This is a genomic window from Hoylesella timonensis 4401737 = DSM 22865 = JCM 15640 (assembly GCF_000455445.1).
Taxonomy (GTDB): Bacteria; Bacteroidota; Bacteroidia; order Bacteroidales; family Bacteroidaceae; genus Prevotella; species Prevotella timonensis.
In genome coordinates, this window is sequence record NZ_HG417103.1 from 32,342 (window position 1) to 49,410 (window position 17,069).

The following is a 17,069-nucleotide window of genomic DNA, read 5'->3' on the forward strand; positions in this document are numbered from 1 at the left end:
TCAATATTTTACACAGATCAACACAAGATAATTAATCTCAAGGTAACGCTAACCTCCCAATTATATTTGATGTAATAGACATGTGAGAGGCTGATAAAAAAATAAAAGTGGTAATAAAATTATTTTTAGCTTTAAAAGAAATCGTTTTTCTTGGAAAATATGACTTTTATTTTCCCGCGTCTTACTTGTTATTGATTTAATTCTTAACCTATCTTCTCCACCCTCAAGCATGAGCAGTTGAGTGCGCCCATTTTATCTAAGTCTACACCAAAGTTGTTGATAAAGAGTTGGTTGACTTTTTTGCATTCTTGGATGTTTGTGACAGGATTGTTAACAAACGAAGCTATTTGCACGCTCATTCCCGGCTCGATAAGCATACCTGCGGTATTCTTACGGCGTGTTACGGTAATTCTGAATAATGCCATATTTTTAGGTTTTTATTGGTTAATGCACTTTGTTGTTTCTTCATGGCGCAAGCCTACAAGAAAGGCATGAACGCCTCGGTATCACATTCTACTAAGAGTAAGGCTCTGGTAAACCCGAAATTAAGTAAAATACGAAAGAGGAATCCATGCCTATGCTGGCAGTGAACTCGCTCTGACTCTCCGTATTCATAATTTCAAGTTTAAATTTACCAGATTTTACTCCTTGAACAGAATTGTCATTGCGTGCACACAATTTTATGTCGCTCACATACTGATAGCAAAGATATAAAATATTTTTATACATCTGCAAAACGTTTGCAAGAAAAAATTGGATTCCTCTCATTTTTTATATTTTATCTTTTAATCTCATCATTTGTATCAATCAACATATTCCTTCTTGGGAAGTTCCTGTTTATACAATGTAGCACCATATTGATTCACCATATAATTTAATTTTGCACGGGGTTTATGATTTACTAAGCGCAAAATTACAGGGGCGTGTTGCCATATTGTGTCATAACCATAAAAAATATTGAGCTTTTTGTGTGTTTTCTCACGATGGAGTAAGAATCTATAGGTTGAAATAAAAAAGCAAGCCTTGGCTTGCTGCAATCTTTAGAACGAAACAAGACGCTTCGCCCTTCTTATAATACAAATACCTCTCTGAGGTGACGACTTGACAAACAAAGCGAGGCATCTCGTCCCACTTTATAGCATTCTCATTGACGACTATAAGCTTATTGAAAAAATAAGCTGTCTGTCATAAGGGTGAAACTTTCGTAAGTGATGAATATCAAAAGCCTTTGTATGCTAACGTGCATTAAATCTAACAAACGCTAACTCACCACCATTCCTTAAAGGCTGGTTCTATAAATTACCACCGCACATAGTCATTAAATGTTTATGAAATACGTTTTGTTATCTTTTGGCTTCTTTTTGGTTCAAAATGTAAGATTGTTCAGTCGTGTAGCTCGCTACACTCCTTCACACTCTTACATTTTGACCTCAAAAAAAAGCTCAAAATCTAACAAAGCTAATTTATAGAACCAGCCTAAAATATGAATCTTGAATAATGAATTACCTGAGATACCAAACTCCTTTGTTTTCCACCATTGGAACCACTATCTCTTCGTTCGTACTATCCCCATAGGCAAAGACCAAAAAGACATTAGCTGCATGCTTTTCTGTGTCAGCTTTTACCTGAACAATATGGACATCCTTAATGCCACGATGTTCAACGGTCTGCTGATTCATATACATTTTAGCATTTGCAATGAGTTGCTCCCTATATGTGTCAGGAATACTGTCATGGCGAAAATGCCCATCCACAAAGGAAGCATAATCGCCCTGAAGCAAATAGTCGTAATATTGCTTGGCTGCGCGTGCCGCCACCTCGCCTTGGTCTACGCCTTTGGAAGTGCAGGCAGCGACAGCCATGAGTAAGACTATGTAGAGTAGTTTACGCATCATCATTGGGTTTCGTTCTCTGTATTATTGATACCGACAAAGGTACTAAAATTATTTGAAAGCGCGGAAGAGAGCATAAGATGCACCAAAAGTTTATCTACGCCGTTTCCCCTTAGCTGGGACGAAGTATGATTGATATTCTTCCGCGAAATTCACAGAACTGACCACTTGAGGATTTTTGTCCGGTTTGTAAAGAATCGTATTGCCAAACGCTATCGTATCAGCATGAATAATCTTACCATTGGGAAACAAGATGTCAGTATAAGCGGCTGGTACGAGAAGGGCTTTTTGTCCGCGTCTTTTCATAAATTCTCCAGCCTGGTAAAGATAATAGTTCACATCATCCGCCTCAATATAAAAATCATCTTCATTCCTTGCCTCTTTCTTCATCTTTTCAATGCGTGCATCTGAAATAACAGGTTCTAACACACACGCTCGTTGAGGTACCTTAAAAACTTTCTTAACAACAGTCTTATGCTGCGCAAACGCCGTTGATGCCCCTAACAAGAGCATCACCTGTACACACAGGACGACTATTTTCTGATACCAACAGAAGGAGCATATTTTTACCGTCTTCATATATTTTCTATATTTACATCGTGAAATATCACTTCTTCCGAATGAATACGTTGATAGGACTTCCCGTCAGCGTCCAATTCTCACGTATCTTATTCTCTAAGAAACGACGATAATTTTCCTTGATATATTGAGGCAAATTGGCATAGAACACAAACGAAGGAATCTGCGTGTTAGGCAGTTGCGTGCAATATTTTATCTTGATGTACTTGCCTTTGATAGAGGGTGGAGGTGTCGCTTCAATGATAGGCAGCATCACCTCGTTGAGTTTTGAAGTTCCTATGCGTAATTTTCTACTTTTATAAACATTCTTCGCTGTTTCAAGTACCTTAAAGATACGTTGCTTGGTCAAAGCAGATGCAAATATAATAGGGAAATCAACAAACGGTGCCATGCGCTCACGAATGGCGTTCTCGAAGGTCTTGATAACCTTGTGGTCCTTGTCCTCCACCAAGTCCCACTTGTTGACTACCACCACCAGCGACTTGTTGTTGCGCTGGATGAGCTGAAAGATATTCATATCCTGCGACTCGATACCTCGTGTGGCATCAAGCATAAGAATACATACATCGCTATTCTCTATGGAACGGATACTGCGCATCACAGAGTAAAACTCAAGGTCCTCTGTTACTTTATTTTTTCTACGGATGCCCGCCGTGTCGACCAAATAAAAGTCAAAACCAAACTTATCGTAACGGGTATAAATGCTATCACGAGTAGTCCCCGCTATCTCGGTGACAATGTTACGATCTTCACCGATAAAGGCATTGATGATACTACTTTTCCCCACATTGGGACGCCCTACGACCGCAAAACGTGGTATATCCTCTTCAAGCTCTTCGCGCTTATCCGAAGGCAACTTCTCAAGCAGCAAATCTAATAAATCGCCCGTTCCGCCACCTGTTGCAGCACTGATACATTGTGGTTCACCGAGTCCTAAACGATAAAACTCAGCAGCCGTATAATACTCGGCACTATTATCCACTTTATTGGCAACTAAGATGACTGGCAACTTCGTTTGGCGGAGTATTTGGGCTACATCAGCATCCCAATCCGTGAGACCGTTTTTAACATCAACTACAAACAGTATCAAGTCGGCTTCCTCCGTAGCAACAACCACTTGCTTGCGAATGGCATCTTCGAAGATGTCATCCGAATTCACAACCCAACCTCCAGTATCAACGACCGAAAACTCTCGACCATTCCAGGAGCACTTCCCGTATTGACGGTCGCGTGTGGTACCTGCTGTATCACTTACTATCGCTTTGCGCGATTGGGTTAAACGATTAAATAAAGTGGACTTTCCTACATTGGGACGTCCCACTATTGCTACAAGATTTGCCATTTTGCTTATATCTCTCTTCTTAAACCGATGACGGAAAAACGTACATCTGTATATTTACTACTAAAAATGTTTTAACAACACTCTCTTTCAATGGTGCTTCAACAACACGACTTACTCGGGATTATACCCAAAACTGTTGAGCTCGCGGGTAGAGTTTCGCCAGTTTTTGTCCACCTTGACAAAAGTCTCCAGATAAATCTTTTTACCGAAAAACTTCTCTAAAGCCTTACGCGCCTCGGTGCTTACCTTCTTTAACGCGATGCCTTGATGCCCAATGATAATGCCTTTTTGCGAGTCGCGCTCAACATAAATAACCGCATGAATATGAATTTGCTGCTCTGTCTCTTTGAAGCTATCTACCTTCACCTCAACCGAATAAGGGATTTCCTTGTCATAAAACAGCAGAATCTTCTCACGGAAAATTTCACTCACAAAGAATTTGGCAGGTTTGTCCGTAAGCTGGTCTTTACCGAAATAAGGAGGGCTATCAGGCAAAAGCTCTTGAATACGATTCAACAGAATATCTATCCCAAATTTGTTCGACGCAGATATCGGGAGTATTTCTGCATTCGGAAGGATGCCGTGCCATTTCTCCACCAGCTGGTCTAACGTCTTTTGATTACTTTGATCGATTTTATTGATTAGCAAGATTACTGGTATCGTCATCTTGCGAACCTTCTCCAAGAAATCAATATTCTTCTCAGGCGTCTCCACAACATCGGTTACATAAAGCAAAATATCAGCATCAGCCAGTGCAGACTCAGAAAAGGCGAGCATATATTCCTGCATTTTATAGTTTGGCTGAAGGACGCCAGGGGTATCCGAAAAAACAATTTGCATGTCATCGGTATTCACAATTCCCATGATTCGATGACGCGTTGTCTGCGACTTGAACGTAGCGATAGAGATACGCTCCCCTACCAACTGATTCATGAGCGTGGATTTCCCGACATTGGGATTACCCACAATATTAACAAAACCTGCCTTGTGCATAACGTGATTCTTTATGAAAGAACAAAAAAGCGCACTCTTTACCAAGAAAGGATGCGCTTTCATTATTCAATATATGAAATATTTAATTATTTCTTTGTAGCCTCTGTAGCGCCATCATAAGCCCACTTAAAGAAAGAAGCCCCATGTACGAATCCTGCTCCAAAAGCAGTGAAGATAACACGATCTCCTTTTTTCAGTTTGCTTTCATAGTCCCAAAGAGCGAGTGGAATTGTAGCAGCACTTGTATTACCATAATGCTCGATATTCACAGCAACTTTGTCCATAGACAATTCTGCACGCTTTGTAACGGCTTCAATAATACGAAGATTAGCTTCGTGAGGTACTACCCAGTCAACATCATCTTTGCTTAAATTGTTCCGTTTCATAATTTCCAAAACGTCATCGCTCATATCTGTCACCGCATAGCGAAAGACATTTCTTCCCTCTTGGTATAGATAATGCAAACGATGATCTACTGTGAAATGAGACGCTGGACAAACACTACCTCCTGCTTTCATGTGCAAAAAGGGCAAGCCCTTGCCATCGGTGCGGAAAAACATGTCCTGCATTCCGTATTCGGTATCCTCCGAAGCTTCTACCAATACTGCTCCTGCGCCATCTCCAAACAGTACACAGGTCTGACGGTCTTGATAATCTACCAAAGATGACATCTTATCCGCTCCAATCACAATGATTTTTTTGCAGCGACCGCTTTCTATCATACTGGATGCAGTACTTAATGCGTACATAAAGCCACAGCATGCTGCTTCAAAGTCGAACGCAAAAGCATTCTTAAGTCCAAGTTTGCCCAAAACGATAGATGCCGTAGAGGGAAACTTGTAATCAGGTGTGGTTGTGGCAACAATCAGCGCATCAATGGTATCAGGATCAACGCCCGTCTTCTGTATCAATTGCTTAGCTGCCTTTCGCGCCAAGTAACTGGTTCCAAGACCTTCATCTTTAAGAATTCGACGTTCCTTGATACCTACACGAGTCATAATCCATTCATCGCTGGTATCGACCATGCGCGAAAGCTCCTCGTTGTCAAGAATATAATCAGGAACATACCCGCCAACGCCAGTAATTATTGCGTTGATTCGTCCCATTACTCAGCAACTTCCTTTTCAATCGCAACCTTTCCCCTGTAATAACCACAAGTTGGACAAACGGTGTGGTAAACATAGTATGCTCCACAGTTAGGGCATACAGCCAATGTAGGAACTACAGCCTTATCATGAGTTCTTCTTTTAAGTGTACGAGTCTTTGACTGTCTTCTTTTAGGATGTGCCATTTTCTTTAATCTTTAATTATTGTTTTTAATTTTTCTAATTGAGCCCAGCGCGGATCTATAGGGTCATTTTCAGTTGCTTCATTACTTCGGGTAACCAAACAATTGTTAAGCGCCCTCATCATCGCATGATTACATTTTCCAGGTGCATGTACATGCTGGATGGGAATGCTAAGATCTATAAATTCATAGATAAACCAAGACGTGTCGATAATTCCTTCATCTTCAGGCACGGTCACTTGGTCATCTTCGTCTGAGTATTCTGTTCCAAGTCTGACTACAAGACATTCGTCAGTCTCTATTGGTTGGTTGAGTTCGTCGAGACAGCGGTCACACTGCACCACAACGGTACCAACAATATGAAAACTGAGCATAAAGCTACCCGCCATTTTTCGAAGAGTAAGCTCAACAGAGAGATTCCCTTTGTGAATATCTGGGGCTTTAATGGCCTCAAAGTACTCATCGGTAAGCGTAAACTCGAAGTGTTCAACTTCTTGATTCACAGCTCTTAAATCTATCTTAAACGGCTCTAAGTCAAACATATTCACACTTTGATGTGCAAAGTTACAAATATTTTCTGAGATGCTAACGTATAATGATAAAAAAAAATCATTGCTGTCCACTAAAATGCAAGAATTGAAGGCACAATCTTTTGTAAAATGCATCCTTCTAAGTCTTGAATATCTTAGCTTGTAAGCTATTCTGTTATTTTGGAGCCTCTATTTTTTAGATAAAGGCTGCCCGCTAAAAAACTCTTGTGAGGATCAGAAGGGGCTTACTCATGGTGAGATAAACTTATTTCTCTTTTATCGGTAATCTGAACGTTATATTCATCTTTTCTAAACTTTTAGGGGGACAGCAATCATATTTTATTTACTTTTTTGCGTTTCCTTATCCCGAACTGAGGTAAGATGCTGATTAATATTACCAAATTCACAAATAACTTGGGGATCTTCTCTACAAAGTAAAAATTAACTCCAAACAGAAAGACATTAAAAACATTCGCTCATGCCTTTCAAAAATTGAAGACAGGATGAATGAGATAAAACGTCAAGGCTGAGAGGTCTTAGAGCGGTCCAACGTTTTAAGAATCATGGCCTTTAGTTCTGGGTATTTAGGTGCAGGTGCGGCAAAGGACACCATACGGCCTTCGCTATCAACAATCATGAACCTCGGCACACCTGTGACATGGTAGTCAGCTGCGAAACCTTTTGTCCAACTATCTATGAAAATTAGATTACCCTTTAGTTCATATTTTTTTATTAGATCTTTCCAACGATCTTTTTCAACCCATGTACCTACACAGACACTGAGAAAAGTAACATCAGAGCCAAGGTCTTCCTCAAGTTCCTTAAAATAGGGTATCATCCGAAGACACGGCGCACACCAAGTAGCCCACACATCTACAACAACCACCTTACCTCGCAACTGACTCAACTTTAATCGTGTTCCATCGGGACATTCTCCTTCGAAATCAATTGCCATACGACCCGGTTTCGACCACGCCAACTTATCTTCAATAGGACGTAACGCAAGCACAAGAGCATCAGATAATGAACTTTCATCTACAGAACTTCGTAGTATTGCATACTTCTCATAATATTGTTGTTGGCTTGCAACTTGATAAAGATAAGCTTCACGAAGTGGTTGAGAAGCCAACAACGATAAACGAGCTGCATAATCTGTGGATGCTTTGCCCTGCTGTTCTGACAAATAATCCACATACGTTACGAGCATATCAGCAGCATACGGCAAACATAACAAATCTGTACGTGTAAATAACTGTTCGTAAGCATTGCGGTCTATAGAATTGATAAAGTTTTCATCCATCTCAAATTTGTGACTCTTGTAATAAGATAAAGTATAGAAAGCAAGGTCAGTATCTATCTTCTGTAGCAGCAAAGCCTCACCTGGATTGTCACATTTGAGTTGTTGTTTCATTGAGATCGCAACTTGTTTTAACTCCTTGAGTTCACGAATAAATACCTCGGGTTCCACTGTCTGCCCTCCTGGAATGTAGTTGAATAGATAGGAATGCAGTTGAACAACTGCACTTTTATTATCCCAAGTGGCGAAATATTCCCCCTCTAAACTCAACCCCCCAAGAACGTTCAAGCACTCATGCGTGTACTTCACTGTTATTTTATTACCATCCTTCAAATAGATAGCATGTCGTACATTATCCTTTCCTGAAAGCATATAAAGTCCATTATACGGCAAATTGGCTTTTAAGACAAAATTACCTGCGGTATCCACTTGTGCAGTAGCACACAGGCTGTCAACCAACGATGTGGAGGCATAAAGACTTATATGATTTGTATTTTCTTGATTAACAGTACCACAAATAACAACTTCAGCCGTGGCTGTTAGACAAAAAAAGAGGCTCAAAATAGCAAATAATATTTTTTTCATCACTCGATGTTTTTTTTGATTTAAAATAAAGTGGATGTATAAGTTCCTTTTGGTGTCTGACTCATGAAACAAGCACGTTTAACTATACCACTACCTTCCATTACCTTAAGAGCAGGCTGTATCACGCCAGCAGTAACAGGATAAAGATAAAGCTTATAGCTTCCATTCCGAGAAGTACCTACAGCCAGATAATCAAACCATGAACTATCTTGCCCATAGGGAGAATATTTCAAAAACTCCATGTAAGTTACCGTCTCATCTTTTGGCCAACTCATATCCTGTTCGTTTTCAGCCATATTTTCTAAATTACAAGTATAGAGTTTGTTATCTTTAACATAATAAAGAATCTTGCTATTCTGATTCAACGTACGGAATTTTGCTTTCAGGACATTGAGCGACGAGGGGATTTCTTCCATCTTTTTGATGGGATTTAAATCCATAGTACTGGGTTGCCCGTTCATCGTTAGTAAATAATACTTCTCCTCGTTTTTTTTCTTCATGATCGCTATCGCAACGTCACCAGGAGTATAGACCGCAGTAGTAAGACCACCCATAAAGAGCAAGTCCATATCCATGTTTTTAGGAGATGGCATACCATCATCGAAGTAATCCAAGTGTGGAGACTGACGACTAACACTACAAAATGAACTATTCTTCTCATTAAAGAGGAGTGGCAATGAATTACCAGCATGTCTGATAGATGAGAGGCTGTAGTCACCCAGCGACTTTAAGACAAATTGCTTGTAGACATCGTAACGCGAAAAAAATAAAGTATAAACAGTATTGCCTACATAAACATGTACATCAGAAGGTCCTGCAAACATGGCGTGTATTTCACGCTTAGCGGGTTTGTCAACAAATAATCCATCGTAATCAAGAATGGTTTTTCCAGTAAAATAATCCACGGCCATCAAATCCTTACTACTAGCAACAAATACGGCATTTCCTCGCTTGTCTCTTTTATTCATTTCATCAAAACGCCAATAGGAGAAGTTGAAATACAGATCCACAGCAGAACCTTGCAAGTGATGGCCATTAGCTGCCTGTATCACATTGCATTTTGTTTTATTATTCGAAAAGAAATCGATATCAGTGCTGTCTCCTTCGCTTTTTAACACCCACCAACCCGATGCCATATCGGTAGTTACATATAGATTATATTCCTCATATGCAAATACTCCTGTTTCTTGATCCTTTGCACAAAAGCGTATTTTATAACTACCCACATTCATCTTTATGGCATAATCCAAATTGCTATTTCGTGAGATTGTGTCGGGTTTATCACCCCAAGATGCTGATGCAGGAATTATTGTCCAAAAACAATCATATTGTCGATTCTCTGGATAAATCTTTGGAGAGATTTGTAATCGGTCACCAGTAGGACTCACCGTATAGGCTTCGTTTATCCCTTCTATATGGATATTAATAGGTTCTGAATAATCATAGTTGCCATTATCAGAAAAACAACTACTCAATAAAAGCACAGTGAGTCCACCGAAAAATATATTTATACGTTTCATAGATTATGTATTTAAAGATTGTTGGTGATATAATCTCATTACTCAAAATAGTTGTAAAAAAGAAGTTATATGCCTGTAGGAAAAGTCACTAACGCACTGTTTTTGTCAGTCGGATCTTCACGCATAGGAGCCACTCCTGAAGTTTGGTTTGCAGCATCATTATTAAATGCTTCCAACGCTTCAATGAATTTACCACGCCAGTAAATGGCGACCGACTTTTCCCCGTTTATTTTCTTTATCCATTCATCATCAACCTTATCTCCTACTACTTTTAACATAAGCCTATGTTTGGCTAAGCTGTAATTACCAAAGTAATATTTTGTAGTATAATTCCAAGTAGACGGTTGCTCCATTTTATCTGAAATAATGATAGTACGCCCCAGTAAACGGTGTTCTCCAAATCCGAAGTCAGCATTTTCTTTCAGACGCAGGCGAAGCCGAACCTTGTTTATTTTCAACGATTTGTCACGTAGCACAACTACACCGATACTATCTCTAATGTGTCCTGCTTTAACCACCATCAACGGCTGGACACTGGCTTCGGTGAAAGCGACATAATGCACACCTGCAATTGCTTTATTAGGCAATTCGGTCACGGTTGAATCTTGTACCTTTCCAAGCTTGTCATAGATATAAGTAGTATTATATTCTGTCACCTGTTCTAACATAACTTGCCGATCTTTATTTGAAGTTCCACCTAAAACTCTCACAGGTATAAATACAGTATCACGTACACGTGTTTCACTTCCCCAAACAAATGAGAATGCATAGTCAGCTGGTGCCTTTTTATTTTCACTAACCAATTCAATACGAGCTTTATCATTATATATCAAGCGTTCATCTTCCTTACAACTTGTCAGTATAATGGAAAACAACAATGCCATAAAGATTGTTTTTTTCATAATCTCTATTTTTTAATTTACATAAACGGTCTCTTTCTTGGGAAGAGGAACTACATAAGTCTCAACCGATCCAGGAATGGAAGTCCACAGATTATTAACTATTGCCATCCGCTTGCAGGCATAAAATGCCTGACCTTCCCCATAAAATTCTTTATGATATTCTTTTATCAACAATTTGTTGCGGTCGCTTTCATTATTGATTGCAGTCGGAGTTACATCACGTGCCATACATAAGACCTTATAATAATTTTCAGCTTCAGCCAAAGGACTACATTCCATCGCAATAAGGTACATTTCAGAGAGACGAATGAGCGGGATTACATTCGTAGACAACGAAGGCATTTTATCCGTCTGTACATACTTCAGAAAATAAAAAGGACGATTGTAATAGCTGATATTTACCTCTTCCCACATATTTACAAAACGAATATCGGAAGTTCCTTTCTCATAGAGTTGGGCATAGAGATCTTTTTGCGGCTTTTGATAAGAACGCCCCGACCCGATAGATTCAGAAAGATTGTTGACTTTCAGATTAAAGATATGCTCACTTGAGAACGTACGGTCACCACGGGCACAATCGTCTCGCATGCCCAATCGAAAAACTTTTCTACCATCTGGCAACTTTGCTTCCATCACCAATTTAGCATATTTCAAAGCCTGTTCCTTGTTACCAATCCACAAGTAGAAACGTGCTTTCAAGGCGCAAACCGCATAATAATTCATGCGCATTTGGCGTGCCCCCCAAAAGTCATCATCAATACTTGAAGTATTGTTCAAAGCCTCAATTGATTGCTCACGAATAGGATCTACTTTGGCCAAAACCGATTCAGCCTCATTTAAATCGTGCAGTAACTGATCTGTATATTCCGTGTAGCTAACAAAGTTGTTTGGCTTATGCTTAATCTCTTTAACATAGGGTAGAATTTTCGTTGAGGGAAGATTGCTGGGCATGGGACCGAATAGGCGTAACACATCAAAATGACAGAAAGCACGAAGACCTAAAGCCTCGCCACGCAATAGGTTGTAACTACGGTCATCAAGTATGCTGCGGTGTGATTCTATACCTGCAAGCAAGCCGTCAACATCGGCTATTACCTTATAAAGATTGTTATAATTATCGTTCATTACAGTCTCTACTATGTCAGCTTTATAGTCGTATTTGTGAAGATATTCTCCTATTGAACCGGACGTATAAGTCCAATGTTGTGCAAGATTTTCAATACTTCCACAAGTAAGTTCTTGACCATAAAGATTATTTTGCTTCATACGTATGTAACTTCCAATCAATACGCTTCTACAACCTTCAACAGTACTAAACATTTCATTACTTTCTTTTTCAGTAGATGGTAGCACATTGAGAAAGTCGTTACAGGATATTGTCATGCTCATGAGGAGCAAAGCAGCGATAATATTCTTACAGTATTTCATAATTTTAGAGATTTAGCATTAGAAATTAACTGACAAGGTGAATGAGAAACGACGTGAATAAGGATAAGAAAGTCCACGCTCCTGCTTCACACTTGAAAAATAGAAAAGATCACTTAGATCGCTACTCAAGGTAAGAACTTGTATGCCAAGAATTCGTCTAAGCCACGGATTGTTACTTAGCATATAACTAAGATGAATATTCTGACAGCTTAAAGTACGTTCATCTTGCACAAAGCGTGAGGTAGAATAAGTGGGTGACTGATTGGTCAATCCCTTAAAGAAAGTACGATCATCTGGTTTCTGCCAACGATCTTTAAACACTCTTTCATCTACGTTATAAAGTTTATCAGCATTTTCAATTCGTGAAACCAACGTTGAATTGTAGAGTTGACCACCAAAACGATAGCCAAAGGAGATGTTGGCAGTAAAATCTTTCCATCTCATCATGGTACTCAACATTCCACGGTATTTAGGTTGATTCACGCCACAAGCAATGCGATCGGCTGCATCCCATACATAAGTTACTTCTCCATTTCTTTTCCTATAAAGTTCGAAACCTGTACTTGGGTCAATTCCCAATGAAGGAACGGCATAAATGGTGTATTGTGATTCACCCTCACGAATCACACTATTAGGCTCAATGCCTCCAACAAGAAGACGCTTCGCATACTCGTCTTTCATGGCCTGCGAAAGTTTCACTACCTTATCTTCATTATGAACAAGAGAACCTGTAACAGACCAAGAGAGACGTTTTTGTTCATTGCGCAATAAGAATGCTGTGGCTTTAATTTCAAAACCCTTATTCTCAACCTTACCAATATTCTCAATATACGACGTAAAACCATTAGATAATGGCAGATTAAGTGACGACAATAAATTGGAAGTATAGTCGAAATAAACATCAGCTACAAAACTTAGACGATTGTCAAAGAGGCTCAGTTCCATACCTCCATTCCACTTATTAGTCTTCTGCCATTCAAGATCGGGGTTCTCCAAAGCTTTTTGATAGGCACCCGTCCATCGATTATAGCGGTCGTTGAGATAATAATTGTAGGTAGCTACTGCCTGATATGCATTAAATTTTTGCGAACCAGTCTGTCCATAGGAGGCTCGCAATTTCAAACGATTGATGAAATAAACGTCTTTCATAAATTTCTCATTATGCATATTCCAACCAATACCTATTGAGTAGAATGGTGCAAAACGACGATTCTTACCAAATTGTGAAGAGCCATCTATGCGATAAGCGAGGTCTGTATAGTATCTGTTATCAAAAGAGTAATTAGCATTCATCACCAATCCCACAGCCCTAGTTCGCGCCTCTCCGCCCGAAGGCTTACCACCTTTCTGATATTGTAAAGCATTAGATGGAAAGTCGAGTTTTTCATCGGTAAAACCTTCCACAACAAAAAGATAGTTACGCAAAAAGTTCGACATAACGTTCCAATTGACAGCAGCATACACCAAATGCTTTTCAGCTAAAAGTTTGGAGTAACTCGCCGTAAGTGCAACTTCGTAGTTGGTAACTTTACCCACACCATATCGATAGCAACCTTTACGCAGACTACCTTCATCGGTTTGATATTCGTCAGCTTCAAACATCGTATGCTTTGCTGGTCTGAAATAATCACTCTCACGGTTTGTCCATGTAAAGCCAACCCGACCACGGGTAACAAATCCTTCGAACGGTCTCCATTCAATCGAAAAGTTGTCTGTAATATCGGTATATTGCTGGCTATCTTTCTGATTAAGCAATGCATTATAAAGTGGATTAGAAGGCAGATTGCTCAAACTACCATAAAAATCAACGTTCGTATCAAACATCTTAATAAGATTTCCAGTATCATCGTATGGTTTCCAATATGGGTTGAGTCTGGTGTAATCAGAGAAGGAGCCATACGGAGATTCATCTGAATGAGTATATCCAATGTTTAAATCATTAGTAAAGAGTAATCCAAAATGATGATAAGACAGAGTTATACTTCCATTGAAACTACTACGCTGTGATCCTTTCATGACACCAGTCACTTGATTATACTGTAGCGATGTCGCATACCGAAAACTCTCATCACCACCTTCCAATCGAATATTATGTCTTTGTCCTACACCAGCTCGTAAGGGTTTAGAAAGCCAGTCTGTGTCTACACCTCGTACAACCTCACTCAACAGTTCAGAATATCTACGCTTTAACCTAAAGTCGCGCATAGGATCGGTACTATCGTAATAGCCAGAACGACGTTCCAATTCTAACTTATCAGCTGAACCCAGCAAATGATAATCAGTTAAGTCGGGAGCTTCGATATTAAGGCTCCCTGAATATGTAAACCGAAGACGACCTGCCTTGGGACTTTTACGCTTGATAACTATCACGCCATTGGCACCACGAGAACCATAAATCGCAGTGGCCGACCCATCTTTCAGCAATGTTATTGATTCTACCTCATCTTCATTCAAATCCATCATTCGGGTGATATTGATTTCAAAGCCATCCATAATAATCAGTGGCGTATTTAGGTCGGTCCGCGTATTATCTTGTAAATTTGTAATCGTTGGCAGATTAGCGGTTCCTCGAATTTGCACATCGGGTAGATGGTTTGGGTCTGAACCAAATTGATTGTTCATTAACATATTGAACGATGGGTCAATGTTGGCAATAGATGTGAGTAGATTCTTGTTACCAAACTCCTTCAATTCCTTATTGGTGATAGTAGAAACCGAACCGGTAAAAGCATTCTTATTTTTCTGAAAAATACCCGTTACCACTACTTCTTTGATGGTCGTATTTGAGTGCATTATCAGATTTCGTGTCACATCGGTTTTTCCAGACTCAATTGTGAGTTGTGCCATTTCCATACCAACATAAGAAAAGCAAAGCGTGACAAGTGTATTAGGAATTGTTATTTCGTACATTCCATCTATATTAGTTACTCCACTCACCTTTCCTTTTTCCATATAGACAGTTACACCTATCAAAGGTTCCCCTTGTTCGCTTTTTACCTGCCCTTTAACTATTCGCCATCCATTTTTAATCTTTTGCTGAGCAACATCGGATTTGCTTGCAGGATTTTGAGCATGAATCTCAGGCAAGATACTCAGTGCACAAATCATGGGCAATAAAATCACCGCAGTTTGCCAAAAACGTTTGTTTGCATTCATAACAAACCTCCACAATTAGTTAATAACATTTTTCTTTCAACTGTTTACAAAATTACTGTAGACAACAATTTTCTGTAAATATATGTCATGTTCAAGTATCAAAAGTTAGGATTAGAAAAGATTTAACTTCTGAACACTTACAAAAATAAAAAAAAACTTTGTAACCGTCAAAAGAAATAGTAAAGAATTAAAAAGAAAAAAAATCTTAAAAGTGAATTATCTAGAAAAAAGATAAAAGATAGTATGCTCTCGGGATTTATAGAAATAAACTCTCCACTTTCGTCAATGATTCGAAGCCTTCAACTCGATGCGGAAGGTGGTTCCTTTATCTTTTTCTGAATCTTTAACGAAAATTTTGCCATTATGATATTCCTCAATGATTCGTTTGGCAAGAGACAGTCCTAACCCCCAACCGCGTCTTTTAGTGGTAAACCCAGGACGAAAAACGTTCTTTATATCTTTCTTCTTAATTCCCTTCCCGGTATCAGAAACTTCAATCACTATTTTTTTCGATTCACAAAAAGCCGAAATCTTAATTTTACCCACAACTCCTCCCATTGCATCCACTGCATTCTTACATAAATTCTCTATCACCCATTCAAAAAGAGAAGGAGAAATGAGTACGAGTTGATCGTTTCCTTCAAAAGAAATTTGAGATTCAATGGCAATCTTTTTGGAGGTTCGACGGTTCATATATGCCACCACATTCTGAAGAACTTTTGACAAGCTATATAACTCTAATTCTGGAGCGGAGCCTATTTTTGAGAATCTATCGGCAATGAGTTGCAAGCGCTTCACATCCTGATCTATCTCGGGAATTAAAGTGTCATCTGGGTACGTTTCTTTAAGTATGGCTAACCATGCCATTAAACTTGAAATAGGTGTACCCAACTGGTGAGCGGTCTCTTTAGAAAGTCCCACCCAAACTTTATTTTGTTCGGCTTTCTTCGAACTAAGGAGGGCAAAAAGTGCGACAATCACAAAAATGAGTACCACTCCCAACTGTATATAGGGATAAGTGGAAAGACGTTTGAGCATGAAAGAATCATCATAACAAACATCGATATACTCCTTTTCTTCAGGCTCATTAAAAAAGATTCGGATATATTTGCGAGAAGCTTTGAGCTTACGACCCAATTGCTGCACATAAGCAACACTATCTACTTTGGACTTGTTGGGAAGTTTGATATTACGGTTACTCTGTATTCTTCCTTGGCTATCCATCACAATCACGGGAATCGTATGATTTTCGTTAATCACCTTCAACACCAAATTCAAATCCGTATTTTCATCCGCCTCATTCAGGGTTCGCATGGCTTCTGCCCAAATCTCCATTTTATTCTGCTCCTCCTTTTCCAAATCACGAATGAGACGATGAGACACAATTAAGGAGATGACTGCTATCAGCACAGCAATAATCACCAATATCACTTTTACGTGTCTAACCCGATCTGTCCATTGCATAAGCTAAAAACGTCAATGAACAAAATTTATTGCCCATATCCACTGCAACCTTCCATACCTTTGCATCCTTTCGTGGCTATCTACACCGTACCA

General features: G+C 39.3%; 14 protein-coding genes. All 14 read right to left on the reverse strand.

What is annotated here, in order from left to right; all coding sequences use genetic code 11:
- Positions 1-203: 203 nt before the first annotated feature.
- Positions 204-425 carry a DUF6140 family protein gene (locus BN35_RS11925; protein ID WP_025072976.1) on the reverse strand — a complete coding sequence of 74 codons (222 nt, stop codon included), beginning with the start codon at positions 423-425 and terminating at the stop codon, positions 204-206.
- Between the two features lie 1,077 nt (positions 426-1,502).
- Complete coding sequence (locus tag BN35_RS11940; RefSeq protein ID WP_025072979.1) at positions 1,503-1,892, reverse strand: hypothetical protein; 390 nt, start codon at positions 1,890-1,892, stop codon at positions 1,503-1,505.
- A 93-nt stretch (positions 1,893-1,985) separates the two neighbouring features.
- Positions 1,986-2,471: a hypothetical protein gene (locus tag BN35_RS11945; RefSeq protein ID WP_025072980.1), complete on the reverse strand. Its 486-nt coding sequence runs from the start codon at positions 2,469-2,471 to the stop codon at positions 1,986-1,988.
- Between the two features lie 28 nt (positions 2,472-2,499).
- On the reverse strand, positions 2,500-3,813 hold the full coding sequence (gene der, locus BN35_RS11950) for a ribosome biogenesis GTPase Der (protein ID WP_025072981.1): 1,314 nt from the start codon (positions 3,811-3,813) through the stop codon (positions 2,500-2,502).
- 111 nt (positions 3,814-3,924) lie between these two features.
- Positions 3,925-4,806, reverse strand: coding sequence for a GTPase Era (gene era / locus BN35_RS11955; RefSeq protein WP_025072982.1), 882 nt, complete (start codon positions 4,804-4,806; stop codon positions 3,925-3,927).
- Positions 4,807-4,892: 86 nt separating this feature from the next.
- On the reverse strand, positions 4,893-5,912 hold the full coding sequence (locus BN35_RS11960) for a beta-ketoacyl-ACP synthase III (RefSeq protein ID WP_025072983.1): 1,020 nt from the start codon (positions 5,910-5,912) through the stop codon (positions 4,893-4,895).
- Complete coding sequence (gene rpmF, locus BN35_RS13320; protein ID WP_008124370.1) at positions 5,912-6,097, reverse strand: 50S ribosomal protein L32; 186 nt, start codon at positions 6,095-6,097, stop codon at positions 5,912-5,914. Before rpmF ends, BN35_RS11960 begins: the two co-directional genes overlap by 1 nt.
- A gap of 5 nt (positions 6,098-6,102) precedes the next feature.
- Positions 6,103-6,759, reverse strand: a complete 657-nt coding sequence (locus BN35_RS11965) for a YceD family protein (protein WP_309546462.1) — start codon at positions 6,757-6,759, stop codon at positions 6,103-6,105.
- A gap of 385 nt (positions 6,760-7,144) precedes the next feature.
- On the reverse strand, positions 7,145-8,506 hold the full coding sequence (locus BN35_RS12875; protein WP_025072984.1) for a TlpA family protein disulfide reductase: 1,362 nt from the start codon (positions 8,504-8,506) through the stop codon (positions 7,145-7,147).
- 20 nt (positions 8,507-8,526) lie between these two features.
- Positions 8,527-10,026 (reverse strand): PKD-like family lipoprotein, encoded by a 1,500-nt coding sequence (locus tag BN35_RS11975; protein ID WP_025072985.1) that lies wholly within the window; start codon positions 10,024-10,026, stop codon positions 8,527-8,529.
- A 65-nt stretch (positions 10,027-10,091) separates the two neighbouring features.
- Positions 10,092-10,928, reverse strand: coding sequence for a DUF4843 domain-containing protein (locus BN35_RS11980; RefSeq protein WP_025072986.1), 837 nt, complete (start codon positions 10,926-10,928; stop codon positions 10,092-10,094).
- A gap of 12 nt (positions 10,929-10,940) precedes the next feature.
- Entirely contained in the window at positions 10,941-12,356 is a 1,416-nt protein-coding gene (locus tag BN35_RS11985; RefSeq protein ID WP_025072987.1) for a RagB/SusD family nutrient uptake outer membrane protein, read from the reverse strand.
- A gap of 18 nt (positions 12,357-12,374) precedes the next feature.
- Positions 12,375-15,512, reverse strand: coding sequence for a SusC/RagA family TonB-linked outer membrane protein (locus tag BN35_RS11990; RefSeq protein ID WP_025072988.1), 3,138 nt, complete (start codon positions 15,510-15,512; stop codon positions 12,375-12,377).
- Positions 15,513-15,794: 282 nt separating this feature from the next.
- Positions 15,795-16,976: a sensor histidine kinase gene (locus BN35_RS11995; RefSeq protein WP_025072989.1), complete on the reverse strand. Its 1,182-nt coding sequence runs from the start codon at positions 16,974-16,976 to the stop codon at positions 15,795-15,797.
- Positions 16,977-17,069 lie beyond the last annotated feature (93 nt).